This is a genomic window from Gordonia marina (assembly GCF_052036135.1).
In the GTDB taxonomy this organism is placed as follows: domain Bacteria; phylum Actinomycetota; class Actinomycetes; order Mycobacteriales; family Mycobacteriaceae; genus Gordonia.
The window spans coordinates 174,916-200,549 of sequence record NZ_JBPSDN010000001.1 but is presented as its reverse complement, the minus strand read 5'-3'; the positions used below and the strand labels follow the sequence as shown (position 1 = coordinate 200,549).

Sequence of the window (25,634 nt, the reverse complement as noted above, 5' to 3'; positions counted from 1 at the left end):
TCGACTACTCGACATTCCCGGATCGGCTACCTGTTCCGGACGTCGTCTCCGCGCCTGTTTCCTATGCCTCGCCACCGCGGCTCGGCGCTGCGGCTCGTCGCTGCGCGGTTCGGCCGGCCGGGGCGGGCACCCTAGGATGTCGTCCATGGCTCTTCCCGCACCGAATCCGTCCGCCCGCGCCGTCGTCACCGGCGCCTCCTCCGGTATCGGCATGGCGCTGGCCTGCGTCCTCGCCGATCGGGGGCACTCGCTGATCCTCGTCGCCCGCCGCGGCGAGATCCTCGACGCGCTCGCCGCCGAGCTGCGCGAACGCTGCGGGGTGGAGGTCGAGGTCCGCGCCGTCGACCTGTCCGATGCCGAGGCGACGCGCCGGCTCTGCGACGAACTGGCCGCGCGCGAGGTCTCGATCCTGTGCAACAACGCCGGTATCGCCACGTTCGGGCCGGTCTCCGAGCTGGACCCCGACTACGAGCGGGCGCAGGTGCTGCTCAACGTCAACGCGGTGCACGACCTCACCCTCGCGGTGCTCCCGCAGATGGTGGAGCGCCGCTCCGGCGGGATCCTGATGGTCGGCTCGGCGGCCGGCAACATGCCGATCCCGAACAACGCCACCTACGCCGCGACCAAGGCGTTCGTGAACACCTTCAGCGAGTCGTTGCGGGGTGAGGTCGGCGGCCAGGGCGTCCACGTGACGCTGCTGGCCCCCGGACCGGTGCGGACGCAGACCCCGAGCGCCGAGGAAGCGTCCATCGTCGACAAGATGGTGCCCGACTTCCTGTGGCACTCCAGTCAGCGTGTCGCCGAGATGAGCCTGGACGCACTGGCACGCAACAAGATGCGAGTCGTACCGGGCACCCTGTCGAAGGCCATGTCGATCGCCGGCGGGTACACGCCCCGCGCGATCGTCGCGCCGATCGTCGGCACCTTCTACGCCAAGCTCGGCGAAGGCGAGTAGCGGACTACTCGCGCTTCTGACGCCAGCCGCGCTCGAACGGCAGGCGCCACGCGTGCGGTGCGATGAGTTGATGGATCTGGTTCGGGCCCCACGACCCGGGTGCGTACGGCTTGACCGTCGGCGGATTCTCCATCATCGGGATCGACCGCTCCCACAGTGATTCGATGCCCTCCGCGGTGGTGAACAGCGTGTGGTCGCCGTGCATGGCGTCGAGGATGAGACGTTCGTAGGCCTCGAGGATGTCCCCGGTGCGTTCGGTCTCGTCGGCCGAGAACTGCATCGACAGCTTGTCCAGGCGCATGCCGGGACCGGGGCGTTTGCCGTAGAACGACAGCGACACCCTGGCCTCGTCGGCCAGGTCGAAGGTGAGATGGTCGGGGCCCTCGGTGCCGATGCCCGATCCGGCCGGGAACATCGACTTCGGGGCCTCCTTGAAGGCGATCGAGATGATGCGCTGCCCCTCGGCCATCCGTTTCCCGGTCCGCAGGTAGAACGGCACGCCCGCCCAGCGCCAGTTGTCGATGTGGGCCCGCAGGGCGATGAAGGTCTCGGTGTCCGACTCCGGGTCGACGCCCACCTCGTCGCGATAGCCGGCGTACTGGCCGCGCACCACGTGCGCCGGGAGCACCGGCTCCAGCGACCGGAACACCTTGTTCTTCTCCTCGGAGATGGCCCGCGGCTCCAGCGCGGTCGGCGGTTCCATGGCGACGAAGGCCATCACCTGGAAGAGATGCGTCACCACCATGTCCTTGTACGCACCGGTCGGCTCGTAGACGCGGCCCGCGCGTCCAGGCCGAGCTTCTCCGGAACATCGATCTGGATGTGGTCGATGAAGTTGCGGTTCCAGATCGGCTCGAAGAGACCGTTCGCGAAGCGGAACGCCAGAATGTTCTGGGCGGCCTCCTTGCCGAGAAGTGATCGATCCGGAATATCTGATCCTCGTCGAAGGTCTCGTGCAGTTCCGCGTTCAGCGCGACCGCGGTCTCCAGATTCTCGCCGAACGGCTTCTCCATGATCACGCGTGCCCGGTCGACCAGCTCCGCGCTACGCAGCGTCTCGATCACCGTCGGCGCGGCCTTCGGCGGCACCGACAGGTAGTGCAGGAGCCGGACATCGCCGCCGAGCCGGGCCTCGCTCTCGGCCACCTTCGCCGCCAGCGCGGCCGGTCCCGCGGTGGTCGGCACGTAGAACAGCCGCGGCGCGAACGCCTCCCACTGCTCGTCTGTCAGTTTCCGGGCGCCGACCGCCTCGATCGATTCGCGCGCGAATGTGCGGAACTGCTCGTCGTCCAGGTCTTCCAGACTGGTCCCGATCACCTCGATGTCCGGGGTGAAGTCCAGGCCGACCAGGTGCCCGATCCCGCAGAGCAGCTTCCGGCGGGAGAGGTCGCCGGTGGCGCCGAAGAGCACGACGACCGTCGGGTCTCCGAGCGGCGCGTGCCGCGTCCGGGACGTGGGGCTGGGATACGCGATCGTCTGCGCGGGGCGCGAACCCCCGGCGGCGGGGTCTGTGTGCATCGTCACACCGCTTATCGTGGCACCGCCCCGGGCCCCGCGCGACCGAAAGCACCGGCGTCGCCCGCCGGGCGGCGACCGGCGCGACGTAGGGTGAGTGTCCGTGGAAGACAAACTCGTCTGGATCGACTGCGAGATGACCGGCCTGGACACCGGTTCGGACAAACTCATCGAGATCGCCGCGCTGGTCACCGACAGCGACCTGAACATCCTCGGCGACGGCGTGGACGTGGTGATCCACGCCGACGACGCCGCGCTGGCGGCGATGCCGCCGGTGGTGGTGAAGATGCACGCCGCGTCCGGCCTGACCGAGGAGGTGCGCGCCTCGACGGTCACCCTCGCCGAGGCCGAGCAGCGGGTGCTCGACTACCTGCGCGAGCACATCCCGGGCGGTGGCGTACCGCTCGCCGGGAACTCGATCGCCACCGATCGCGGCTTCATCGCCCGCGACATGCCCGAACTCAACGCGTTCCTGCACTACCGGATGATCGACGTCAGCTCGATCAAGGAGCTGTGCCGCCGCTGGTTCCCCGCCATCTACTTCGGGCAGCCGGAGAAGGGCCTGGCCCACCGCGCGCTCGCCGACATCCGCGAGTCGATCCGCGAACTCCGGTACTACCGGCAGGTGGCCTTCGTCCCCGAGCCCGGCCCCGACGCGGACACCGTCGCCGCGGCCGCCGAACAGCTCGGACCTGCCTGAACTCTGAGGCCGCAAACCGATTGGAGTTTCACCCCGGATTGCGGCTAGAGTATGAATCCGGTTCGCGAGCAACGCCCCCGGGCGATGTGAACGACACCGAAATGGTGAGTGTAGTTCAGTTGGTAGAGCACCAGGTTGTGATCCTGGCTGTCGCGGGTTCGAGTCCCGTCACTCACCCCGAAGGGAATCCGGCCCCGATCCGCTGTTCAGCGGGTCGGGGCCGGACCGTATCTCTGGCACCAGACCCCGCGCGGCGGCGAACTCCGCGATCGTCTGGGCCAGCGCGACGTCGGCGGTCGTCAAGCCACCGGTGGCGTGCGTCATGAGCGTGAAGGTGACGGCGCCGTAGGTGAGCTTCACGTCCGGGTGATGGTCGCCGGCTTCGGCCGCGATCACCACCTGATTCACCAGGTCGAGCCCCACGATCATCGACCCGGTGCGATACCCGGCCGACAGCGCGCCGTCAGTCACCGACCAGCCCGGCGGCGCCCCGGCGACCGCCTGCGTGTCCGTCAGCGACGTGTACTTCCGTGCGTTCATGACGTCGAGCGTAATAGGTGTCGCATGTCACATCCACTGGCGAACCTGGACGGCACTGGCGAACCTGGACGGCGCGGTTCAGGTAACGCCAGCATGGTCCAGATCCGGCGGCGTCAGAGAAGAAGGCCAGCGGCGTCGACCCGGCCGAAGCACGACTTCCAGCGCCGGAACCCGCCGCAGGACACTCCCCATGGCCCGCCCATCCGCGGCAGTCGGCGCGAACGTTCCGGCACCAGCCGGTCACGCCCGGAAACCCCGATTCCGGACGCGCACGCCCACCACCCGGTCGTCCGGCCGGATCTGCCCTACGCTTTCATTCGAGAAAGCCGCGGCCACGTCGAGAAGGGATGACCGGTGTCGTTCGTCTCCCGCATCGACGACTTCCAGCGTCGGCACCCCAAGGCCGGGTATCCCCTGGCCGTGCTCTACAAGTTTTTCGACGACCAGGGCGGATACCTCGCGGCGCTGATCACCTACTACGGCTTCGTCTCGCTGTTCCCGCTGCTGCTGGTGTTCACGACCGTCCTCGGCATGATCCTCGAGCACAACGAGGGTCTGCGCGACCGGATCGTCAGCTCGGTGCTGGAACAGATCCCGGTGGTCGGCGAGCAGCTGAGCGATCCGTCCGCACTCAGCGGGGGCACCGTCGCCGTGATCATCGGTCTGTCCGGCGCCCTCTACGGTGGGCTCGGTGTCGCCGTGGCCTCGCAGAACGCGATGAACGTGGTGTGGATGGTGCCGCGCAACAGCCGCCCGAATCCGATCCTCGTCCGCGTCCGCGGCTTCGTCCTGCTCTTCACGGTCGGGCTGACGCTGGTGCTGCTGGTGGGCGTGAGCATCGCCGTGGCCGCGCTCCACGTCGGCGGCGACCTCGGTGCGCTGCTCACCCAGATCGGCTCCGCCCTGCTGATGCTGATCCTGTTCGTCTTCGCGTTCCGGTTCGGCACCGCGCGCCCGCTCAGCGTCACCGACGTGCTGCCCGGTGCCGTGGTCGCGGCGGCCGGCTGGCAGGTGTTGCAGCACTTCGGCGGCGTCTACGTCGAACGCGTCATCGCCCGGACGCAGCAGATCAACGGCGTCTTCGCGGTGGTCCTCGGCCTGCTCGCGTTCATCTACCTCGCCGCGATCCTGCTGGTGTTCTCCCTGGAGATCAACGCGGTCCGCGTCGACAAGCTGTACCCGCGCGCCCTGCTCACCGAATTCACCGACGACGTCGACCTGCAGCGCGGCGACGTCCGCGCCTACACCCGATCGGCCCAGGCCCAGCGCGCCAAGGGCTTCGAGATCATCGACGTCGCCTTCGACAACCCACGCGACCACCCGCACGACGAACCGGAACGCGGCACCGACGACGAGCCCACGATCCCGATGATCGCCCGGCCCCCGGAGCGATAGCGGCGCGGATCAGCCCGGACGGACGACGGTCCGCCACCCGTGCACGACCATCGCCACGAAGGTCGCGAGCCACGCCGCGAGCGCGAACCAGCTCTCGCCGACACCGATCGCGTGCACCATCGGCAGGTGGTCGATCTCGCCGAGGAAACGCGACCCCACGCCGTACATGCCGAGCGGGAAGATGATGCTCCACAGCGTCGCCTCGTAGCGGAGCGGGACACGCCGCCGCACATGCTTCCAGTACCCGGCGGCGATCAGCGGCGGGATCAGCCAGGTGCCGAACGCCCAGAAGAACACCGCGGCGCCGGCGATCAGGCCGCGCGTCGCGTCGACCATGGGCGCGTCGGCCATCATCACGATCCGGGCCCCGGCCACGACGGTGATGGCGGTGGCACCCATCGCGACCCAGTACGGCGGGGTCATGTCGTCCGGCGCGAACGGGTGCGCCAGCAGACGCACCATGAGCAGGACACCCACGGCGCAGTACAGGAACACCCCCACCGACCACGAGAACACGGCGAGCAGGGCCAGCGAGGTCCGGCCGGTGACGACCGTCGGTTCCAGCATCGCGGCGAGCACGGCGACGGACTGGCTGGCGACGGCCCAGATGAACCACGTCCCGTTCGCGATACCCAGAGCCGGGATACCCTCGGCCTGCCCGCGCACGGCCATCCACGGCACCGTGTAGCCGAGAACGATCCAGGCCATCGCCCCGGTGAGCAGCAGCGCGAGCGGGATCACCCGCAGCCCCTCGGCCGTCAGGCGGCTGCCGAGCACGCAGGTCGCGGCGACGAAGGTGAAGAAGCCGAACGACCGGGCCGGGTCCGCGAAGTCGGCGCGCAGGGCCTGCGGGTACCGCAGACCCCGGACGACGTTCATCACCACCAGCACCGCGTAGGCGGCCACCGCGATCCACAGCAGCACCGCCGAACCCATCGTCGCGCCGGTGCCGTGCAGGCCGAGCGAGATGATCCCGGTCGCCATCACGAGCGCGAAATAGCCCGGCGTCAGCGTGCGCACGGCGTCGTCCACCCGGCCGGCCAGGGTGGAGCGGCCCGGCGCATCCGGCACCGCAGGCATCGAAGGTCCCCGCATGGCAGTTCACTGTAGGCGCCGCCGCCTCCCCGCCGGGCCCACCCGCGCGACACGGAACACCGGTACCTCCCGGCCCGCAACCCGCCGGTGGGGAAGACTGATCGGCATGCGCATGGACTCCCCTGCCGCCGGTTCCCCGTCCGGGGAGCCGAATCCGGCGACGTGGTCCGACCTCGCACCCTGGCTGGCCAGCCGCGGCGCCGACCCCGAGTTCTTCTGGATCGACGACGATCCCACCACCGCCGATGCCCAGATCCGGCAGGCGCACAGCGACCTCATCGCCGTTCTGATCATCGAGACGCTGCCGGAGATCGCCCTGGGCGATCTGCTGCCGATGCTGCCCGGCGGCGTGGATCTGATCCCCGATCCCGACCTGCCGACCCGCGCGGCCAACTGGCTGCTGTCGTCGTCGACCTTCACCACCGACCGGATCCGGCCGGTCACCGCCGCCGAGATCCTCGACAGCCGGGGCATGGGCACCGGTTCGGTGACGCCGCTGCTCAGCAAGCTGGTGGCCCTGTCGGTCGAGGCCGCCGGACGGCCCGACACCGGCCCGGACGACCCCGTCGCCGCACTGCTCGACGATCTCGCGATCATCGCCCGCTGGCACGTGGTGGCCGGACAGCGGCGCACTCCCGTGCTGGCGGGCCTGCCCGACCACGCGCCGACCGTCGTGCACGACGCCCGCCGCCGTCTCGATCGGCTGACCGGCGACGACCTCGCGCTCACCGGCGACGAACCCGAGGGCGTCGCCGCCCAGCTCGACACGCGCATCGGCGAACTCGCCGAACGCGATCGCGTGGTGTTCGCCGAGCGCCGCCTGACCCGGCCACGCATCCGGCTGGAGTCGCTCGGCGAACGCTTCGGCGTCTCCCGGGAACGCGTGCGGCAGTACGAGGCCCGCGCCCTCGATGAGCTGTACGACTGGATGGAGAACAGCACCGAGGCGCAGTTCATGCTGGCCGCGGCGCTGCGCGCCATCGGCACCGTCCGCCCGCTCGACGAGCTCCTCGCCACCCTGCCGGCGATCGGCGAGACGGTCCCGGTCACCGGGGCGCCGCTGTGGCGGGTGCTCACCGGGATCGGTGTGCCCTTCCAGATCGACGACGGCTGGGCCGCCACCCCGACGCTCGACGCCGCGCGGGAGACGACCAGGACGATCCTCGAGGAACAAGCCGATCGGTACGGCGTCGTCCGGCTCGATGCGCTCGACGCGGTGACCGGCGCGGCCGGGACCGCCACCCCGTCGTGGTACGCCGACTGGGCGGGCGCGGCCGGCTACGCGGTGTACCGCGGCCACATCCTGACGCGGACGTCGTCGGTGGAGGACTACGCCGCCGCGATCCTGCGGATCCACGCCGCGCCGATGACCCCCGAGGAACTGGTCGCCGAATTCCATGTCGAGCGGTCGGTCCGCTCGCTGGTGAACCAGATGACCGGCGACGATCGCTTCCAGCGCGTCAGCCGCACGCAGTGGGGCCTGAGAGAGTGGGGCGGCGACGGATACGAGAGCATCCGGGTCGCCATCGCCCGGCGGCTCACCGAATCCGGTGGCAGCGCACCCCTCGCCGACCTGGTCGACACCCTCGCCGTCGCCTACGACGTGAAGGCGGCGTCGATCGTCGCCTACGCCGCCGCCCCGCCGTTCCGCACGGAGGCGGGCATCGTCACGGCCGCCGCGGATGCCGCGGCGCCGCGGAAGTCGCCCGCGCAGACCCGGTCGCTGTATCGCGTGGGCGACGCCTGGAAACTGCGGGTCGCGGTGAATCGCGAACACCTGCGCGGTAGCGGCGCTCCGCTGCCGGTCGCGATGGCGACGGCGTTGGGTCTTGCGCACGGCGAGGTCCGGCACCTCGACTCCGCCGACGGCGAGCAGTCGGTGTCGTGGACCGCGCTGCAACCGACCATCGGCAGCATCCGCCGTTTCGTCACCGCCCTCGGCCTGGACGAATCCGCCGAGATGCTGCTCGTCTTCACCGACGACGGCCGCTTCGAGGTGGAGCCGGTCCGCGCGGCGACGGACCCGATGCACGACGCCCTCGCCCGGATCGGCGCCCCGGCCACCGACGACGCCGCGGTCGCCCTCGCCGCGCTCGCCGTCGCCGCCGGGCTTCCCCCCGACACCGCCGCGGCAGCGGTCGCCGAGGCCTACGCCGCGCGCGGCGAGACCGACATCGCAGCCCTGCTGACCGGCACCGATCGGCCGTGACCCGAGTCTCGTCTTTCGCACATCAGTTCGGTATCATGTGTTCTCAACGATCCCGATGACCTGCCCCGACAGAGAGGACCGGCCATGCCCCCGCGACGCCGCCCGGCCGCCGACTCGCTGACCGCCGAGAATCTGTCCGCCCTGGCCGTGGCCGTCGCCGAGGGCCGCCGCGCCACCGTGTACCTGCGCGAAGGCACACCGAGCCTGGGCCTGGCGCCCGGCGCCTCCGCGCGGGTGATCTCGGTGGACGGCACCACCGTCGTGGTCCGGCCCCGCGGCGTGGACGACGAACTCCCCTACGAGGCCGAGGAACTCCGGATGACGAAGAACGCCCCCGAACCCCCGCCGACGAAGCCGCGGCGGACAGCGAAGACCGCGGCGGCGCCCGCCACCGCACCCGCCCCGGCGCCGGAGCCGAAGGCTCCGGCCTCGCCGGCCACACCGACCTCGCCGAAGCGGGCTCCCGCCGCCAAACGCGCCGCGGCCCGGGCGTCGTCGGTCAAGTCGGTGACCGTCACGATCTACGGCTCACCCGAGAACGAGTGGTCGGTCCTGGTGACGCGCGGAGCGCGCAAGCCTCAGCGTTCCCGGCCGCTGGCCCCCGAAGCGGTGGATGCCGCCGTCCGCGAACTCGGCGACGAGACCGCCGCGGGTGCGGTCACCGCACTGCTGCACGCCGCCCGCGAGGAGGCTCAGCGCCGCGTGGAAGAACTCAGCCGGGAACTCGAGGCCGCCCGCCAGGCCCTCGCCGCCCTGGATCAACCGCAGCCCTGACCGAACGTCCGCACCGAAACGACCCCGGCCGCGTCTCGACGTCACTAGGGTCGGGAAACATGAGCCCGCGCAACGGTTCTTCCGATCCGCGTGGCGACGGCGTCGTCGTCCGCGTCCTGGTGTATTCCGACGACGCCGGGACCCGGCAGCAGGTGCGGACGGCCCTCGGCACCCGGCTGCATCCCGACCTGCCCGAACTCGAGTACGTGGAAGTCGCGACCGCGCCGATGGTGCTGCGCGAGTTCGACACCGGGACCGTCGATCTGGCGATCCTCGACGGCGAGGCCACGCCCGTGGGCGGCCTCGGGCTCGCCAAGCAACTGCGCGACGAATACTCGCCGTGCCCGCCGCTGCTGGTGCTGATCGCGCGGGCCGCGGACCGGTGGCTGGCCGATTGGTCGCGCGCCGATGCGAGCGCGTCGTCGCCCGTCGACCCGATCGAACTCCCCCGCATCGTCACCGGCCTCCTGTCGCGGCGCGCCACCACGCAATAGCCGGAGAATCCCCCACGGCGGCGCCACCCGTGACTAGTGTGTGTTTTACATCACAAGGGTGACCATCGCTCCTCCCCGTCACCCCAGACCGGAGCGAAAGACCTTGCAGCACAAGGAGGCTGAGGCAGGTGAACGCGTACGCGCCGATTCTGGTCCTCGGCGGCATCGCACTCGCCTTCGCCGTAGTCTCAGTGGTGATCGCGTCGATCGTCGGACCGCGCCGCCGCAACCGCGCGAAGCTCGAAGCGTACGAATGCGGCATAGAACCCCTTCCGCCCACGGCCGGCCTGGTGCAGCGATTCCCGGTGAAGTACTACCTGACGGCGATGCTGTTCATCATCTTCGACATCGAGATCGTCTTCCTCTACCCGTGGGCGGTCGCCGCCGACAGCCTCGGCTGGTTCGGGCTGATCGCCGTCGCCCTGTTCATCGTCAACGTCTCGGTCGCCTACGCCTACGAGTGGCGCCGCGGAGGGCTGAGCTGGGACTGACACGCACGCGGTGAGTCGATCACGAACAGCCCTCGCACGATCGATACGGAAGGGAGCTCCCACCGATGGGGATCGAAGAGCAGTTGCCCGGCGGATTTCTGCTGAGCACCGTCGAGAAACTCGCCGGCTACATGCGCAAGGGATCGCTGTGGCCGGCCACCTTCGGGCTCGCCTGCTGTGCCATCGAGATGATGGCGACCACGTCCGGCCGCTACGACCTCGCCCGTTTCGGGATGGAGGCCTTCCGCGCCTCGCCCCGCCAGGCCGATCTGATGATCGTGGCCGGACGGGTGAGCCAGAAGATGGCGCCGGTGCTGCGCCAGATCTACGACCAGATGGCCGAACCGAAGTGGGTGCTCGCGATGGGCGTCTGCGCGTCGTCCGGCGGCATGTTCAACAACTACGCGATCGTCCAGGGCGTCGACCACGTGGTGCCCGTCGACATCTACCTTCCCGGCTGCCCGCCGCGGCCGGAGATGCTGATGAACGCGATCCTGGCGTTGCACGAGCAGATCGCCGCCGAGCCGCTGGGCGTGCACCGCGAGGAGGCGGTGCGTGCCGCCGAGCGCGCGGCGCTGTCGGCACCGGCCACCATCGAGCTGCGGGGGCTGCTGCGATGACCGGCGAACTGACCCCCGGCGGCCGCCACGGCGGCGAGGTGATCGGAGTGGCGCGCGGCCTCTTCGGTCCGGCCGGCAGCGGCGACACCTCCGGCTTCGGCGGGCTGGTGACACCGATCGTGCTGCCCGGCGCCGCGGAGCGCCCCTACGGCGGCTGGTTCGATGAGGCCGTCGACGCGCTGATCGAGGGACTGGCCGTGCGGGGCATCGACTCGGAGGCCGCGATCGAGCGAGTGGTCGTCGACCGCGGGGAACTGACCGTGATGGTCGACCGGCGCGCACTCCTGCCCGTCGCCGCGACCCTGCGCGACGACGAAGCGCTGCGCTTCGAGCTGTGCCTCGGGGTGAACGGCGTGCACTACCCGGACGAGACCGGCCGCGAACTGCACGCGGTGTACCCGCTGCGCTCGATCACCCACAACCGGCTGTTGCGGCTGGAGACCACCGCCCCGGACGCCGACCCGCGGCTGCCCAGCCTGGTCGCGGTGTACCCGACCGACGACTGGCACGAACGCGAGACCTACGACTTCTTCGGGATCGTGTTCGAGGGTCATCCGTCGCTGACCAGGATCGAGATGCCCGACGACTGGGAGGGACACCCGCAGCGCAAGGACTATCCGCTCGGCGGCATCCCGGTGGAGTACAAGGGCGCCACCGTACCGCCGCCGGACCAGCGCAGGAGTTACCGCTGATGCGCGTTCCTTTCGACAAGCTCAAGGAGCAGGAGTTCATCGTCGCCGGCCGCGACTGGGACGACCTGGTCGCGACCCTCGCCGAGCGTCGCGAGGCCGACGGGGGTTCGCCCGACGAGCGGATCGTCGTGAACATGGGCCCGCAGCATCCGTCCACGCACGGCGTGCTGCGGCTGATCCTGGAGATCGAGGGCGAGACCGTCACCGAGGCCCGCTGCGGCATCGGCTACCTGCACACCGGGATCGAGAAGAATCTGGAGTTCCGCACCTGGACCCAGGGCGTCGCCTTCGTGACCCGGATGGACTATCTCTCGCCGTTCTTCAACGAGACCGCCTACTGCCTCGGAGTCGAGAAGCTGCTCGGCATCACCGATCAGATCCCGGCCCGCGCCAGCGCGATCCGGGTGCTGCTGATGGAACTCAATCGGATCAGTTCCCACCTGGTCGCCCTCGCCACCGGCGGGATGGAACTCGGCGCGGTGACGCCGATGTTCCTCGGTTTCGGCGCACGGGAGACCATTCTCGACCTGTTCGAGGAGATCACCGGCCTGCGGATGAATCACGCCTTCATCCGGCCGGGCGGGGTCGCCGCCGATCTGCCCGAGGGCTGCGAGCAGCACATCGCCGAGGTGCTCGACGCGCTGCCGCGCGAGATCGCCGAGGTGGAGGCCCTTCTCACCGAGAACCACATCTGGAAGGCCCGCACACAGGGAGTCGGCTACCTCGATCTCACCGGCTGCATGGCGCTCGGCATCACCGGGCCGGTCCTGCGGTCCACCGGACTCCCGCACGACCTGCGCCGCGCGGCCCCCTACTGCGGCTATCAGAACTACGAGTTCGACGTCGTCACCGACGACGGCTGCGACTCGTACGGGCGCTACCTGATCCGGGTGCGGGAGATGTACGAGTCCATCAGGATCGTCCGGCAGGTGCTCGACGCGCTGGAACCGGGCCCGGTGATGGTGGCCGACGCCGGTCTGGCCTGGCCTGCCGATCTGGCCGTCGGCCCCGACGGGCTGGGCAACTCGCCGGCCCACATCGCCGAGATCATGGGGGTCTCGATGGAGTCGCTGATCCATCACTTCAAGCTCGTCACCGAGGGCATGCGCGTGCCGGCCGGGCAGAGCTACACCGCGATCGAGGCGCCGCGCGGCGAGCTCGGCGTGCACGTGGTCTCCGACGGCGGCACCCGCCCGTATCGGGTGCACTTCCGCGATCCGTCGTTCACCAATCTGCAGGCCGTGGCGGCGATGTGCGAAGGCGGTCTGGTGGCCGACGTGATCACCGCCGTGGCCAGTATCGATCCCGTGATGGGAGGGGTGGACCGATGACCGATCCCGTCCTGCTCGAACTCACGCCGTTCCGCACCGGGACGCCGCAACCGCCGATCGAGTTCACCGGCCCGGAGCGGTATTCGCCCGGCGACGAGGCCGCGCTGCGCGCCGACGCCGCCCCGATCATCGCCCGGTACCCGCAGGCGCGGTCCGCGCTGCTGCCGCTGCTGCACCTGGTCCAGGCGCACGACGGCTACGTCACGCGCGCCGGCGTCCGGTTCTGCGCCGGCCTGCTCGAGCTCACCCCCGCCCAGGTCGCGTCGGTCGCGACCTTCTACTCGATGTACCGGCGCACGCCCACCGGCACCCATCTGGTCGGTGTCTGCACGACGACGCTGTGCGCGGTGATGGGCGGCGACGCGATCCTCGCCGAACTCACCGACCGGCTCGGTGTCGCACCCGGCGAGACGACGGACGACGGCGCGGTGACCCTGCAGCGCGTCGAATGCAACGCCGCCTGCGACTTCGCGCCGGTGGTGATGGTCAACTGGGAGTTCTTCGACGACCAGACCCCGGAGTCCGCGGCCGCGCTGGTCGATGACCTGCGCGCCGGGAGGCCGGTGTGCCCCAGCCGCGGCGCGGATTCGCTGTGCACCTTCCGGGAGAACGAGCGGCTCCTCGCCGGCGCCCCGCCCAGCCGGCCCCCTGAGCTTGTCGAAGGGGAGGGCGCATCATGATCACTGTCGACCTGCCCGCCGGGGGTGAGCCCGCGCAGGCCCCCGTGCTGTCCCGTTTCTGGTCCGATCGACAGTCGTGGACGCTCGCGAGCTATCTGCGTCGCGGCGGCTACACGGGGCTGAAGGCGGCCCTCGCGGTGGCCCCGGACGACGTGATCGAGCTGGTGAAGGCCTCCGGGCTGCGTGGCCGCGGCGGCGCGGGCTTCCCGGTCGGGATGAAGTGGAGCTTCATCCCGCAGGGTGAGCGCGACACGTCCGACGCCCACTATCTGGTGGTCAACGCCGACGAGTCCGAGCCCGGCACCTGCAAGGACATGCCGCTGATGCTGGCGTCCCCGCACACCCTGATCGAGGGCGTCGCGATCGCCGCCTACGCGATCCGCGCACGGCACGCGTTCATCTACGTCCGCGGCGAGGTGGCTCCGGTGATCCGGCGGCTGCGCGAGGCGGTCGACGAAGCGTATGCGGCCGGTCTGCTCGGGCGCCGGGTGCTCGGCTCGAGTCTGGACCTCGACCTGGTGGTGCACGCCGGTGCCGGCGCCTACATCTGCGGTGAGGAGACCGCACTGCTCGACTCGCTGGAGGGCCGCCGCGGCCAGCCGCGGCTGCGGCCGCCGTTCCCCGCCGTCGCCGGGCTGTACGCGAGCCCGACCGTCGTCAACAACGTCGAGTCGATCGCGTCGGTGCCGTCGATCCTGCGCAACGGCACCGACTGGTTCCGGTCGATGGGCACCGAGCGCTCCCCCGGCTTCACCCTGTACTCGCTGTCCGGGCACGTCGCCCGGCCCGGGCAGTACGAGGCACCGCTGGGGATCACCCTCCGTGAACTCCTGGAACGCGCGGGCGGGGTCCGCGCCGGGCACACGCTGAAGTTCTGGACACCGGGCGGATCGTCGACGCCGATCTTCACCCCGGAACACCTCGACGTCCCCCTCGACTACGAGGGAGTCGCCGAGGCCGGATCGATGCTCGGCACCAAGGCCCTGCAGATCTTCGACGAGACGACGTGCGTGGTCCGCGCCGTCACCCGGTGGACCGAGTTCTACGCGCACGAGTCGTGCGGCAAATGCACTCCGTGCCGCGAGGGCACCTACTGGCTGGTGCAGCTGATGCGGCGGCTCGAATCGGGCGACGCCACCGAGGAGGATCTGACCACGCTGACCGACATCACCGACAGCGTCGTCGGAAAGAGCTTCTGCGCCCTCGGTGACGCCGCGGGCAGCCCGATCCTCAGCTCACTGAAGTACTTCCGCGACGAATACCTCGCGCACTTCCCCCACGACGGCCACCCGGGCGGCTGCCCCTTCGACCCGTCGAAGTCCACCGTGTTCCACGCCGATCGAGCGGAGTCGAGATCATGACCGCGGTCCACGCTCAAGACGGTCGAGCGGAGTCGAGACCACCCGACGAGAACATGGTGACCCTCACCATCGACGACGTAGAGGTGACCGTCCCCAAGGGCACCCTGGTGATCCGCGCCGCCGAACTGATCGGCGTCGAGATCCCCCGTTTCTGCGATCACCCGCTGCTGCCGCCCGCCGGGGCCTGCCGGCAATGCCTGGTCGAGGTGGAGGGACAGCGCAAACCGATGGCATCGTGCACCATCACGGCGACCGATCAGATGGTGGTCCGCACCCAGCACACCTCGGCCGACGCGGCCCGCGCGCAGAGCGGCGTGATGGAACTCCTGCTCATCAATCACCCGCTCGACTGCCCGACCTGCGACAAGGGCGGCGAGTGCCCGCTGCAGAACCAGGCCATGTCGGCGGGCCGGCCCACGTCGAGGTTCGACGGCGTCAAGCGCACCTACACCAAGCCGGTGGCGCTGTCGCCGGAGGTGCTGCTCGACCGGGAGCGGTGTGTCCTGTGTGCCCGGTGCACCCGGTTCTCCACCGAGATCGCCGGGGATCCGCTGATCGAGCTCGCCGATCGCGGTGCGCTGCAACAGGTGTTCGCTTACCGGGCGCCGGGAGCGGAGCGAGCGGGCCCAGATGACACAGCGGAGGAGCCTTTCGAATCGTATTTCTCGGGCAACACGGTGCAGATCTGCCCGGTGGGCGCCCTGACCGGTGCCGCGTACCGCTTCCGCGCGCGGCCCTTCGACCTGATCTCGTCACCGAGCGTCTGCGAACACTGCGCGGGCGGGTGCGCGCTGCGCACCGATCACCGGCGCGGGAAGGTGCTGCGCCGCCTGGCCGGCGACGATCCCGAGGTCAACGAGGAGTGGAACTGCGACAAGGGCCGCTGGGCGTTCGCCTACGCCCAGCTCCCCGACCGGCTCACCGTCCCGCTGGTCCGCGGCGACGACGGCGTGCTCGCGCCGGCGTCGTGGCCGCACGCGCTGGCCGTCGCCGCCCGCGGCCTGTCCGGAACACCGGCCGGGGTGCTGCTCGGTGGACGGGCGACGGTCGAGGACGCCTACGCCTACGGCAAGTTCGCCCGCGTGGTGCTCGGCACCAACGACGTCGACATGCGGGTGCGGGATCACTCGGCGGAGGAGACCGCGTTCCTGGCGGCACGCGTCGCCGGTACCGGAATCGGCGTCACCTACGCCGAATTGGAGAAGGCACCGGTGGTGGTCCTGGCCGGACTGGAACCGGAGGAGGAGAGCGCGGCCGTCTTCCTGCGGCTGCGGAAGGCGGTGCGCCGCCATCACTGCCGCGTCGTGACCATCGCCTCCTGGCGCAGTCCCGGATCGGCGAAGCTGTCCGCCGACCTGATCTCGTGCGTCCCCGGGGCCGAGGCCGACGCGCTGGCGTCGCCGGAGGTGGCCGAGCTGCTCGCCACGCCGGGGGCGGTACTGCTGACCGGTGAACGACTCGCCGCCGCACCCGGCGCCCTCACCGCGGCGGCCACCGTCGCCGACGGCACCGGCGCGCGGCTGGCCTGGATCCCCCGGCGCGCCGGCGAGCGCGGCGGCCTGGACGTCGGAGCCGCACCGAATCTGCTGCCCGCGGGCCGGCCGGTCTCGTCGGCGACCGCCCGCCGCGACCTCGGGCAGGTCTGGGGTACGGTGCCCAGCGAGGTGCCCGGCCGGGACACCGCCGGAATGCTCGCGGCCCTCGGGAACGGCGACCTCGGCGCGGTGCTGACCGGCGCGGTGGACCCCGGCGACCTGCCCGACCCGGCGGCGGCCCACGACGCGTTCGCCCGGTCGTTCGTGGTGAGCCTGGAGCAGCGGCCCTCCGCGGTGACCGAGTACGCCGACGTCGTCTTCCCGGTGGCCGCGGTCGCCGAGAAGACCGGCACCTTCGTGGACTGGGAGGGTCGTCCGCGACCGTTCTCCACCGCTCTCCCGCCGCCCGACCGCGGCACCCTCCCGCTGTCCGACCACCGCGTGCTCCACCTGCTGGCCGCCGAACTCGGGACGGACCTGAACTGCGACAGCGCCGACGCGATTCATCGCGAGTTCGCGCGCATCGGGCCGTGGGACGGCGAGCGCGCGTCGTTCGAGGGGGTCGTTTCGACACCGACTTCCCAACAGCCCGTTGAGCCGGTGAGGAACGAAGTGACGAACCGTGTCGAAACGACCCCCAGCGACGAGCAACCTTCGTTCGAGACGGGCGTTTCGACTCGGACTCGCCTAGCGGCTCGTCCGGCTCAACGAGCTACTGAGCAGCCCGCCCGTGTCGAAACGACCCCCGGCGACGAGTTCACTCTCGCGTCCTGGCGGATGCTCCTCGACGACGGCCGCCTTCAGGACGGCGAGCCCTACCTCGCGCAGACCGCACGCCGCCCCGTCGTGCGCCTCGCCGCCGCGGCGGCGGAGCGGCTCGGCATCGGCGACGGCGACCCGGTGACCGTCGCCACGCGGCGCGGCGAGCTGACCCTGCCGCTGGCGGTCACCGACATGCCCGACGACGTGATCTGGGTTCCGATGAACGCGCCCGGGCAGGGCCTGCACGCCCGGCTGGCGGCCTCGCCCGGCGATCGAGTGACCGTGCGGAGCGGCCGATGACCGCGCCAGCCCGGTTCCCCACGCTCGCCGACTTCGGGCGCGATCCGTGGTGGCTGATGCTCGTCAAGGCCGTCGCGATCTTCGCGTTCCTGGTGGTGACGGTGCTGGTCGCGATCCTCGCCGAGCGCAAGGTGATGGCCCGCATGCAGCGGCGGCTCGGGCCGAACCGGGTCGGCTGGCACGGTGCGCTGCAAAGCCTGGCCGACGGCGTGAAGCTCGCCCTGAAGGAGGGGCTCACCCCGATCGGCGTCGACAAGGTCCTGTATGTGCTGGCACCGATCATCTCGGTGGTGCCGGCGATCATGGCGTTCGCGGTGATCCCGATGGGGCCGATGGTCTCGGTGTTCGGTCACCGGACCCCGCTGCAGCTGACCGACCTGCCGGTCGGCGTGCTCTACATCCTGGCCGTCACCTCGATCGGGGTGTACGGCATCGTGCTGGCGGGCTGGGCGTCGTCGTCGACCTATCCGCTGCTCGGCGGCCTGCGGTCGACGGCGCAGGTGATCTCGTATGAGATCGCGATGGGCCTGACCTTCGCCGCGGTCTTCCTGCTGTCGGCCACCATGTCGACGTCCGGGATCGTCGCCGGGCAATCCGGGCGCTGGTACGTACTGGTGCTGCTGCCGTCGTTCGTGATCTACGCGATCTCCATGGTCGGCGAGACCAACCGCGCCCCGTTCGACCTGCCCGAGGCCGAGGGCGAGTTGGTCGGCGGCTTCCACACCGAGTACTCGTCGCTGAAGTTCGCGATGTTCATGCTGGCCGAGTACATCAACATGGCGACGGTGTCGGCGCTGGCCGCGACGCTGTTCCTCGGCGGCTGGCAGGTGCCGTGGCCGGTGAGCCTGTGGTCCGGCGCGAACAGCGGATGGTGGCCGCTGCTGTGGTTCGTGATCAAGGTGTGGGTGTTCCTGTTCGTGTTCATCTGGCTGCGGACCACGCTCCCGCGCCTGCGCTACGACCAGTTCATGACGCTCGGCTGGAAGGTGCTGATCCCGTTCGCCCTCGCCTGGGTGCTGGTGGTCGCGGTGATCACCGAGGCCACCCGAGGCTGGGCCGCGTGGAGCGCCGGCCTGATCTACGCCGCCGCCGGACTGGTCGTGACCGCGGCGCTGCTCAAGGCGGTGTTCGCGGTGGTGGGAGGTCGGTCGATCGATTCGTCTGCCGCTTCGACCGGCCCGGAAGGCGCCCACGACAAGCCCTTCGATCCGTTCGCCGGGGGCTTCCCGGTACCGCCACTGCCCGGCCAGGTTCTGCCGAAGGAGTCCGCCGATGCCTGACATGCCCGATGCCGTCGCCGGCTTCGCCTCCACGTTCGCCGGCATGTTCCGCGCCCCGATCACCGAGCAGTACCCGGAGCAGAAGGAACCGCCCGCCCCTCGCTACCACGGCCGCCACCAGCTGAATCGCTATCCGGACGGACTGGAGAAATGCATCGGCTGCGAGCTGTGTGCGTGGGCATGTCCGGCCGACGCCATCCTGGTCGAGGGCGCCGATAACACCGACGAGGAGCGCTACTCCCCCGGCGAGCGCTACGGCCGCGTCTACCAGATCAACTACCTGCGCTGCATCGGCTGCGGCCTGTGCATCGAAGCCTGCCCGACGCGTGCGCTCACCATGACCGGCGACTACGAACTCGCCGGCCCCAGCCGCGCCGGCCTGATCTACGAGAAGGATCAGCTGCTGGCGCCGCTGGAAGACGGCATGACGCCCCCGCCGCACGACATGGCGCCCGGCACGCGGCCGGAGAACTACTACCGCGGCGAGGTCACCGGATGACCGCCGTACTCGCGTCGGAACTGACCCGCACCACCACCGGCGAGGCCGTCACCTTCTGGGTGCTGGCGGTGATCGTGGTGATCGGTGCGCTCGGCGTGATCCTGTCGCCGAAGGCCGTCTATTCGGCGGTCTTCCTGGCGATGACGATGATCATCCTCGCGGTGTTCTACGTGCTGCAGGGTGCGCTGTTCCTCGGCGTGGTGCAGGTGGTGGTCTACACCGGCGCGGTGATGATGCTGTTCCTGTTCGTGCTGATGCTGATCGGCGTGGACTCGTCGGACTCGCTCGTCGAGACCATCCGGGGGCAGCGCTATCTGGCCGCCGGCCTCGGGATCGGTTTCGCGATCCTGCTGGTCGCGGCCCTCGGCACCGCGGTCCTCACGCCGTTCCGCGGCGCCCCCGACTACAGCCACGGCACCGCGCCCGGCGGCGGCAACGAGAACATCCGGGCCCTCGCCGAACTGATCTTCGTCAAGTACCTGTGGGCGTTCGAACTCACCGGCGCGCTGCTGATCACCGCGACACTCGGCGCCATGGTGCTGGCCCACCGCCAGCGGTTCGGCCCCAAGCGCGGTCAGCGCGAGCTGTCGATCGCGCGCTTCGCCCGCGGCGGCCACGTCACGCCGCTGCCACCGCCCGGGGTCTTCGCCCGGCACAACGCGGTCGACATCCCGGCCCGTGAACCCGACGGCTCGCCGTCGGCGCTGTCGGTGAACGCGCTGCTCACCCCGCGGGACCTCGGTCCCTTCGACACGCCTCCTTCGTCGGCGGCTCAGGGAGCGTTCGGCACGTCGCCGGCCGCTCAGGGAGCGTTCGGCACGTCGTCGGCGGCTCAGGGAGCGGTCGGCACGTCGTCGGCGACTCAGGAAGCGTTGGGACGGAACCGGCCGATCAAGGAGGGCCGATGAACCCCGCGAACTACCTGTACCTGTCGGCGATCCTCTTCGCGATCGGCGCGTCCGGGGTGCTGCTGCGCCGCAACGCTCTCGTCGTCTTCATGTGCGTGGAACTGATGCTGAACGCCGCCAACCTGGCCTTCGTCACCTTCGCGCGCATGCACGCCAGCCTGGACGGACAGGTGATCGCCTTCTTCACGATGGTGGTCGCCGCCGCCGAGGTGGTGGTCGGCCTCGCGATCATCATGACGCTCTTCCGCACCCGCCGGTCGGCCTCGGTCGACGACGCCGATCTGCTGAGGCGGTGACGCGATGACCACCGGACTCTGGGGGAATCTGCTCTGGCTGCTCCCCGGCCTGCCCGCCGCTGGCGCGCTGATCCTGCTGCTCGGCGGCCGCCGCACCGACCGGTGGGGACACCTGCTGGCGACGCTGCTCGCCGGCGCCGCCGCCGTGATCGCGGTCGCGTCGTGGATCGCGATGATCGGGCGCGAAGGGCCCGCGCGCGCCGCGGTCTCGGGCGGCTGGACCTGGATCCACGCCGGGCGCTTCCACGTGGAGGCGGCGCTGCGGCTTGATCAGCTGTCGATGTGTTTCGTGCTGCTGATCACCGTCGTCGGCACCCTGATCCACGTCTACTCGATCGGCTACATGGCGTCCGATCCGGACCGGCGGCGATTCTTCGCCTACCTCAACCTGTTCCTGGCGGCCATGCTGGTGCTGGTCCTGGCGGAGAGCTATCTGGGCGTCTACCTGGGCTGGGAGGGCGTCGGCCTGGCGTCGTACCTGCTGATCGGCTTCTGGCAGTACAAGCCGACCGCGGCGACGGCCGCGAAGAAGGCGTTCGTGATCAACCGCGTGGGCGACGTGGGCTTCGCGATCGCCCTGATGATCATGTTCACCACCTTCGGCACGGTGGGCTTCGCGGGCGTCTTCGGCGCGGCACCGGGCGCCGGGGAGGGCACGCTCACCGCGATCTGCCTGCTCTTGCTCCTCGGGGCCTGCGCGAAGTCCGCGCAGGTGCCGCTGCAAGCCTGGCTGCTCGACGCGATGGAGGGCCCCACCCCGGTGTCGGCGCTGATCCACGCGGCCACGATGGTGACCGCGGGCGTCTACCTGATCACCCGGTCGGCGCCGCTGTTCGACCTCGCACCCGGCGCGCAGACCGCCGTCCTCGTGGTCGGCGCGGTGACCCTGCTGTTCGGGGCGATCATCGGCTGCGCGAAGGACGACATCAAGAAGGCGCTCGCCGCGTCGACCATGAGCCAGATCGGATACATGGTGATGGCCGCGGGACTCGGCCCGGCCGGCTACGCGGTCGCGATCGTGCACCTGGTGGCGCACGGCTTCTTCAAGGCCGGACTGTTCCTCGGCGCCGGGTCGGTGATGCACGCGATGAACGACGAGACCGACATGCGCCGGTACGGCGGGCTCGCGAGACTCATGCCCGTCACCTTCGTCACCTTCGGCTTCGGGTACCTGGCGCTGATCGGCATCCCGCCGTTCTCCGGATTCTTCTCCAAGGACGGCATCATCGAGGCCGCCTTCGGGGCCGGGGGTGCGCGCGGCCCGATCCTGTTCGTGGTCGCGCTGCTCGGGGCCGGGCTGACCTCCTACTACATGACCCGGGTGATGGCGATGACCTTCTTCGGCGAGCGCCGGTGGTCGCCGCGCGGCGAGTCCCCGCTGCACCCGCACGAAGCGCCGCGATCGATGACCTGGCCGATGATCCTGCTGGCGATCGGCTCGCTGGCCGCCGGCGGGGCACTCACGATCGGCGGCACCGTGGCGCACTGGCTGGCGCCGGTCGTCGGTGAGGCCGCGCATCACGAGGGCCCGCTGCCGAGCTGGGCGGTCACGCTGATCGTGCTGGCGACGGTGCTCGCCGGCGGCGCGATCGCCTGGCGGCAGTACGGCACACGACCGGTCCCGGTGACCGCCCCCGACGACGTCTCCGGCCTGACCGTCGCGGCCCGCCGCGACCTCTACGGCGACGCGTTCAACGAGACCGTCTTCGAGGGCCCGGGACGGTTGGCGACGGCGGGACTGGCCGCCATCGAGAACGACGGCTTCGCACAGGTCCCGACCGCGGTCGGCGCCGGTGTCGGTGGGCTCTCGACCGTGACGCGGCGGTGGCAGACCGGGTACGTCCGGTCGTACGCGGCGTCGATCCTGACCGGAACGGTGCTGATCGGCATCCTCACCTGGGTGGTGAGCGCGCTGTGACCGTTCCCTGGCTGACCGTTCTCTGGGCGATCCCGGCGCTCGCCTCGGTCCTGGTGATGCTGGCGCCGGCCGACCGGCCCACCACCGCCAAGGCCATCGGCCTCGGCGCGGGCGTGGTCACCGCGTGGTGGGCCATCGTCATCGCGATCCGCTTCTCGGCCGGGGGCGGCCGCTTCCAGTTCACCGAGGACGTCAGCTGGATCCCGGCGATCGGCACGCGCTATTCGCTCTCGCTCGACGGCATCGGGCTGGCCCTGATCCTGCTCACCGCCTGCCTCACGCCGCTGCTGCTGCTCGCCGGCTGGCGTGACGCCGACATCAGCGGCCGGACCACCGCCCGCGGCGCGGCGACCTACGTCGCCCTGCTGCTGGCCGTCGAGGCACTGGTGCTGATCAGCTTCGTCGCCACCGACGTGCTGCTCTTCTACATCGTGTTCGAGGCGATGCTGATCCCGATGTACTTCCTGATCGGCGGCTACGGCACTGACCGGTCGGCGGCCGGCGAGCGGTTCCGGTCCCGCGCCGCGGTCCGGTTCCTGCTCTACAACCTGCTCGGCGGTCTGGTGATGCTCGCCGCCGTGATCGGCCTGTACGTGGTGACCGCGCGCAGCGGTCCGGGCACGTTCTCGTTCACCGCGATCAGCGAGATGGCCGCGCGGGGGGACCTCGAAGCGTCGCCGATGATGCTGAATCTGCTGTTCCTGGGCTTCCTGTTCGCCTTCGCGGTCAAGGCTCCGCTGTGGCCGCTGCACAGCTGGCTGCCCGACGCCGCCGTCGCCGCGACCCCGGCGAGCGCAGTGATGATGATGGCGGTGATGGACAAGGTCGGCACCTTCGCGATGCTCCGCTTCTGCCTCGGGATGTTCCCGGACGCCTCGGTGACCTTCGCCCCCCTGGTGTCGTCGCTCGCGGTGGTGTCGATCCTCTACGGTGCCGTGCTGGCGATCGCGCAGACCGATCTGATGCGGCTGATCTCGTACACGTCGATCTCCCACTTCGGGTTCATCGTGCTGGGGATCTTCGCGCTCACCGCGCAGGGACAGACCGGGTCGACGCTGTACATGGTGAATCACGGGATCTCGACCGCGGCGCTGTTCCTGGTGGCGGGCTTCCTGGTGACGCAGCGCGGCAGCGCGCTGATCGCCGACTTCGGCGGCATCCAGCGGGCCGCGCCCGTGCTGGCCGGGGTGTTCCTGATCGCCGGTCTCGCGACCCTCTCGCTGCCGGGGCTGGCGCCGTTCGTCAGCGAGTTCCTGGTGCTGATCGGCACCTATGTGCGCTATCCGGTGGCGGCGATCCTGGCAGCACTCGCCCTGGTGCTGTCCGCGCTGTACATCCTGTGGACCTATCAGCGGGTGTTCGGCGGTCCGTCGGCCGGTGCCGGTGGCGGGGCGAGCCGGCCGATCCGCGATCTCAGCGTGCGGCAGAAAGCGGTGGTGGCACCGCTGATCGCCGCGCTGCTGGTACTCGGCTTCTTCCCCGGGCTGATCCTGAACTTCGTCGATCCGGCGGTCGGCCACAGCAGCGTCGTCACCGTCGATCCGCACCCGAGTGTCGCCGGAGGACCGCGATGACCACTGTTCCGCTGGCGATCGACGCCCCCGCCATCGACTACGCGCTGCTCTCACCGATGCTCGTCGTGTTCGGGGTGGCCGTGCTGAGTGTGCTGGTCGAGGCGGTACTGGCCGTCGCCCCCGGGGTGACCGGCGCACCGGCCGCGACCGTCGCCCGGGCGCGGCACCGCATCCAGGTGTCGCTCGCGATCGCCGCGCTGGTCATCGCCTTCGTCCGCGTGGTGATCCTGGCGACCGGGATGCCCACAGACGCGGCCGCGACCATGTCGGGGGCGGTCGTGATCGACGGCCCCACGCTGTTCTTGCAGGGCACCATCCTGCTGGTGTCCCTCGCCGCGGTCGCGTTCATGGCCGAACGGCGGCTCGACCGGGTCTGGGCACCGGTCGAAGTCCGCACGGCCGCGGGCAGGCGGATGGCCGTCGTCAGCGGTGGCGGCGCCGATGCGGATCTGCCCGCGGACGCGTTCACCCCGTCCGCGGCGACGATTCCGGACTCTCCCGACGAGCTGCTCGCCGCCCGCGCCCACGCGGTCACCACCGAGGTCTTCCCGCTCACCCTGTTCGCCGTCGGCGGCATGATGCTGTTCGGCGCGTGCGGCGACCTGCTCACCATGTTCGTCGCGCTCGAGGTGCTCTCCCTGCCGCTGTATCTGCTCTGCGGGCTGGCACGGCGTCGTCGTCTGCTGTCCCAGGAGGCCGCGCTCAAGTACTTTCTGCTCGGCGCGTTCGCGTCGGCGATCTTCCTGTTCGGTTCGGCGTTCGCCTACGGCGCCACCGGGTCGCTGAACCTCGGCATGATCGGACATTCGCTGGCCGCCGGGAGCGGGGCCCAGGACGCCGCCGGCGGGTCCGCCGATCACACCCTCGCGCTGATCGCCGTGGTGGGGGTGAGCGTGGGACTGCTGTTCAAGGTGGGGGCGGTGCCGTTCGGGTCGTGGGTGCCGGACGTGTATCAGGGCGCCCCGACGCCGGTGACCGCGCTGATGGCGTCGGCCACCAAGGTCGCCGCCTTCGGCGCACTGCTGCGGGTGCTGCACGTCGGCTTCGCCGGGCTGGCCGACGACTGGCGGCCCGCGCTGTGGGCGGTGGCGATCGCGACGATGGTGATCGCCACGCTGATGGCGGTGACACAGCAGGACATCAAACGGATGCTCGCCTACTCGTCGGTCGGGCACGTCGGCTTCGCCCTGGTCGGTGCGATCACGCTGACCGAGGCCGGGATCTCGTCGACCCTGTTCTACGTCGCCGCGTACGCGTTCGCGGCGTTCGGCGGCTTCGCGCTGCTGTCGGTGGTGCGCGATGAGACCGGCGTGGAGGAGTCCCGGCTGGACGCCTGGGCCGGCCTCGGACGCCGGCGGCCACTGGTCGGGGTACTGCTGTCGCTGTTTCTGCTGTCGTTCGCCGGGATCCCACTGACCAGCGGATTCATCGGGAAGTTCGCGGTCTTCGCGGCGGCCGGAGCGACCGGCGCGTGGGCCCTGGTGATCGTGGGCGTGTTGTGCAGCGCCGTGGCCGCGTACTTCTATGTGCGGGTGATCGTCTCGATGTTCTTCGCGCCGTCACCGGATGACGCGCCGGAGGTGCTGACCCCGAGCGCGCTGACCACCGTGCCGATCGGCGTGTGCGCCGCCGTCACCGCGTTCGTCGGGGTGTTCCCGCAGCCGCTGCTCGACCTGGCCTCCTCGGCGTCGGCCTTCCTGCGGTGACCGCC

Annotated in this window: 20 protein-coding genes, 1 tRNA gene and 2 pseudogenes; 20 read left to right on the top strand and 3 right to left on the bottom strand. The window is 70.5% G+C overall.

Going from position 1 to position 25,634, the window contains the following annotated elements:
• The first annotated feature begins 145 nt into the window (after positions 1 to 145).
• Complete coding sequence (gene cmrA, locus ACSEEN_RS00815; RefSeq protein ID WP_298442923.1) at positions 146 to 955, top strand: mycolate reductase; 810 nt, start codon at positions 146 to 148, stop codon at positions 953 to 955.
• Positions 956 to 959: 4 nt separating this feature from the next.
• On the opposite strand, the pseudogene zwf reads toward cmrA, so the two are convergent.
• Positions 960 to 2,472: pseudogene (zwf, locus tag ACSEEN_RS00810) on the bottom strand (glucose-6-phosphate dehydrogenase).
• Between the two features lie 100 nt (positions 2,473 to 2,572).
• Between zwf and orn the strand changes: the two are divergent.
• Both orn and ACSEEN_RS00800 read left to right on the top strand, forming a co-directional pair.
• Positions 2,573 to 3,169, top strand: a complete 597-nt coding sequence (gene orn, locus ACSEEN_RS00805; protein ID WP_371308024.1) for an oligoribonuclease — start codon at positions 2,573 to 2,575, stop codon at positions 3,167 to 3,169.
• Positions 3,170 to 3,273: 104 nt separating this feature from the next.
• Positions 3,274 to 3,346, top strand: a tRNA-His gene (locus ACSEEN_RS00800).
• On the opposite strand, the gene ACSEEN_RS00795 is transcribed toward ACSEEN_RS00800, so the two are convergent.
• Complete coding sequence (locus ACSEEN_RS00795; RefSeq protein WP_298442918.1) at positions 3,338 to 3,709, bottom strand: 4a-hydroxytetrahydrobiopterin dehydratase; 372 nt, start codon at positions 3,707 to 3,709, stop codon at positions 3,338 to 3,340. The two genes, ACSEEN_RS00800 and ACSEEN_RS00795, sit on opposite strands and share 9 nt — an antisense overlap.
• Positions 3,710 to 4,063: 354 nt before the next feature.
• On the opposite strand from ACSEEN_RS00795, the gene ACSEEN_RS00790 reads away from it, so the two are divergent.
• Complete coding sequence (locus tag ACSEEN_RS00790; protein WP_440711995.1) at positions 4,064 to 5,104, top strand: YihY/virulence factor BrkB family protein; 1,041 nt, start codon at positions 4,064 to 4,066, stop codon at positions 5,102 to 5,104.
• Between the two features lie 9 nt (positions 5,105 to 5,113).
• Here the strand turns inward: ACSEEN_RS00790 and ACSEEN_RS00785 are convergent, their stop codons facing one another.
• On the bottom strand, positions 5,114 to 6,199 hold the full coding sequence (locus tag ACSEEN_RS00785) for a tellurite resistance/C4-dicarboxylate transporter family protein (RefSeq protein WP_440711994.1): 1,086 nt from the start codon (positions 6,197 to 6,199) through the stop codon (positions 5,114 to 5,116).
• A 106-nt stretch (positions 6,200 to 6,305) separates the two neighbouring features.
• Between ACSEEN_RS00785 and ACSEEN_RS00780 the strand changes: the two genes are divergently transcribed.
• The 16 genes and pseudogenes from ACSEEN_RS00780 to nuoN all read left to right on the top strand — a co-directional run bounded on the left by ACSEEN_RS00780 (position 6,306) and on the right by nuoN (position 25,629).
• Positions 6,306 to 8,408, top strand: a complete 2,103-nt coding sequence (locus ACSEEN_RS00780; protein WP_440711993.1) for a sigma factor-like helix-turn-helix DNA-binding protein — start codon at positions 6,306 to 6,308, stop codon at positions 8,406 to 8,408.
• Between the two features lie 84 nt (positions 8,409 to 8,492).
• Positions 8,493 to 9,182: a DUF6319 family protein gene (locus ACSEEN_RS00775; protein WP_371308026.1), complete on the top strand. Its 690-nt coding sequence runs from the start codon at positions 8,493 to 8,495 to the stop codon at positions 9,180 to 9,182.
• A gap of 59 nt (positions 9,183 to 9,241) precedes the next feature.
• On the top strand, positions 9,242 to 9,676 hold the full coding sequence (locus ACSEEN_RS00770; protein WP_298445314.1) for a DNA-binding transcriptional response regulator: 435 nt from the start codon (positions 9,242 to 9,244) through the stop codon (positions 9,674 to 9,676).
• 128 nt (positions 9,677 to 9,804) lie between these two features.
• Positions 9,805 to 10,167: an NADH-quinone oxidoreductase subunit A gene (locus ACSEEN_RS00765; RefSeq protein ID WP_247867344.1), complete on the top strand. Its 363-nt coding sequence runs from the start codon at positions 9,805 to 9,807 to the stop codon at positions 10,165 to 10,167.
• A gap of 65 nt (positions 10,168 to 10,232) precedes the next feature.
• On the top strand, positions 10,233 to 10,787 hold the full coding sequence (locus tag ACSEEN_RS00760) for a NuoB/complex I 20 kDa subunit family protein (RefSeq protein WP_247867341.1): 555 nt from the start codon (positions 10,233 to 10,235) through the stop codon (positions 10,785 to 10,787).
• Positions 10,784 to 11,479, top strand: coding sequence for an NADH-quinone oxidoreductase subunit C (locus tag ACSEEN_RS00755; RefSeq protein WP_298445311.1), 696 nt, complete (start codon positions 10,784 to 10,786; stop codon positions 11,477 to 11,479). Before ACSEEN_RS00760 ends, ACSEEN_RS00755 begins: the two co-directional genes overlap by 4 nt.
• The gene (nuoD, locus tag ACSEEN_RS00750) at positions 11,479 to 12,810 is read left to right on the top strand and encodes an NADH dehydrogenase (quinone) subunit D (protein ID WP_298445309.1); all 1,332 of its coding nucleotides are present in this window, start codon (positions 11,479 to 11,481) and stop codon (positions 12,808 to 12,810) included. The genes ACSEEN_RS00755 and nuoD overlap by 1 nt, the downstream gene beginning before the upstream one ends.
• Positions 12,807 to 14,851: pseudogene (gene nuoF / locus ACSEEN_RS00745) on the top strand (NADH-quinone oxidoreductase subunit NuoF). Before nuoD ends, nuoF begins: the two are co-directional and overlap by 4 nt.
• A complete protein-coding gene (locus tag ACSEEN_RS00740; RefSeq protein ID WP_440711992.1) occupies positions 14,848 to 17,448 on the top strand; it encodes an NADH-quinone oxidoreductase subunit G in 2,601 nt (866 codons plus the stop codon). The pseudogene nuoF and the gene ACSEEN_RS00740 overlap by 4 nt, the downstream one beginning before the upstream one ends.
• Entirely contained in the window at positions 17,445 to 18,728 is a 1,284-nt protein-coding gene (gene nuoH, locus ACSEEN_RS00735; RefSeq protein WP_371308028.1) for an NADH-quinone oxidoreductase subunit NuoH, read from the top strand. Before ACSEEN_RS00740 ends, nuoH begins: the two co-directional genes overlap by 4 nt.
• Complete coding sequence (gene nuoI / locus ACSEEN_RS00730) at positions 18,721 to 19,227, top strand: NADH-quinone oxidoreductase subunit NuoI (RefSeq protein ID WP_298444795.1); 507 nt, start codon at positions 18,721 to 18,723, stop codon at positions 19,225 to 19,227. Before nuoH ends, nuoI begins: the two co-directional genes overlap by 8 nt.
• On the top strand, positions 19,224 to 20,135 hold the full coding sequence (locus ACSEEN_RS00725; protein ID WP_371308029.1) for an NADH-quinone oxidoreductase subunit J: 912 nt from the start codon (positions 19,224 to 19,226) through the stop codon (positions 20,133 to 20,135). The genes nuoI and ACSEEN_RS00725 overlap by 4 nt, the downstream gene beginning before the upstream one ends.
• Complete coding sequence (gene nuoK, locus ACSEEN_RS00720) at positions 20,132 to 20,431, top strand: NADH-quinone oxidoreductase subunit NuoK (RefSeq protein WP_247867328.1); 300 nt, start codon at positions 20,132 to 20,134, stop codon at positions 20,429 to 20,431. The genes ACSEEN_RS00725 and nuoK overlap by 4 nt, the downstream gene beginning before the upstream one ends.
• 4 nt (positions 20,432 to 20,435) lie before the next feature.
• On the top strand, positions 20,436 to 22,349 hold the full coding sequence (gene nuoL, locus ACSEEN_RS00715) for an NADH-quinone oxidoreductase subunit L (protein ID WP_440711991.1): 1,914 nt from the start codon (positions 20,436 to 20,438) through the stop codon (positions 22,347 to 22,349).
• Positions 22,346 to 23,923 (top strand): NADH-quinone oxidoreductase subunit M, encoded by a 1,578-nt coding sequence (locus ACSEEN_RS00710; RefSeq protein WP_371308032.1) that lies wholly within the window; start codon positions 22,346 to 22,348, stop codon positions 23,921 to 23,923. Before nuoL ends, ACSEEN_RS00710 begins: the two co-directional genes overlap by 4 nt.
• The gene (gene nuoN / locus ACSEEN_RS00705; RefSeq protein WP_440711990.1) at positions 23,920 to 25,629 is read left to right on the top strand and encodes an NADH-quinone oxidoreductase subunit NuoN; all 1,710 of its coding nucleotides are present in this window, start codon (positions 23,920 to 23,922) and stop codon (positions 25,627 to 25,629) included. Before ACSEEN_RS00710 ends, nuoN begins: the two co-directional genes overlap by 4 nt.
• Positions 25,630 to 25,634 lie beyond the last annotated feature (5 nt).

Bases quoted from the DNA above. Each gene is read 5' to 3' on its own strand.
- ACSEEN_RS00780 (WP_440711993.1), top strand. From the start codon at position 6,306: ATGCGCATGGACTCCCCTGCCGCCGGTTCCCCGTCCGGGGAGCCGAAT.
- nuoH (WP_371308028.1), top strand. From the start codon at position 17,445: ATGACCGCGCCAGCCCGGTTCCCCACGCTCGCCGACTTCGGGCGCGAT.
- nuoL (WP_440711991.1), top strand. From the start codon at position 20,436: ATGACCACCGGACTCTGGGGGAATCTGCTCTGGCTGCTCCCCGGCCTG.
- ACSEEN_RS00725 (WP_371308029.1), top strand. From the start codon at position 19,224: ATGACCGCCGTACTCGCGTCGGAACTGACCCGCACCACCACCGGCGAG.
- nuoI (WP_298444795.1), top strand. From the start codon at position 18,721: ATGCCTGACATGCCCGATGCCGTCGCCGGCTTCGCCTCCACGTTCGCC.
- ACSEEN_RS00775 (WP_371308026.1), top strand. From the start codon at position 8,493: ATGCCCCCGCGACGCCGCCCGGCCGCCGACTCGCTGACCGCCGAGAAT.
- cmrA (WP_298442923.1), top strand. From the start codon at position 146: ATGGCTCTTCCCGCACCGAATCCGTCCGCCCGCGCCGTCGTCACCGGC.
- nuoN (WP_440711990.1), top strand. From the start codon at position 23,920: ATGACCACTGTTCCGCTGGCGATCGACGCCCCCGCCATCGACTACGCG.
- ACSEEN_RS00795 (WP_298442918.1), bottom strand. From the start codon at position 3,709: ATGAACGCACGGAAGTACACGTCGCTGACGGACACGCAGGCGGTCGCC.
- nuoK (WP_247867328.1), top strand. From the start codon at position 20,132: ATGAACCCCGCGAACTACCTGTACCTGTCGGCGATCCTCTTCGCGATC.
- ACSEEN_RS00770 (WP_298445314.1), top strand. From the start codon at position 9,242: ATGAGCCCGCGCAACGGTTCTTCCGATCCGCGTGGCGACGGCGTCGTC.
- ACSEEN_RS00760 (WP_247867341.1), top strand. From the start codon at position 10,233: ATGGGGATCGAAGAGCAGTTGCCCGGCGGATTTCTGCTGAGCACCGTC.
- ACSEEN_RS00740 (WP_440711992.1), top strand. From the start codon at position 14,848: ATGACCGCGGTCCACGCTCAAGACGGTCGAGCGGAGTCGAGACCACCC.
- nuoD (WP_298445309.1), top strand. From the start codon at position 11,479: ATGCGCGTTCCTTTCGACAAGCTCAAGGAGCAGGAGTTCATCGTCGCC.
- ACSEEN_RS00755 (WP_298445311.1), top strand. From the start codon at position 10,784: ATGACCGGCGAACTGACCCCCGGCGGCCGCCACGGCGGCGAGGTGATC.
- ACSEEN_RS00785 (WP_440711994.1), bottom strand. From the start codon at position 6,199: ATGCGGGGACCTTCGATGCCTGCGGTGCCGGATGCGCCGGGCCGCTCC.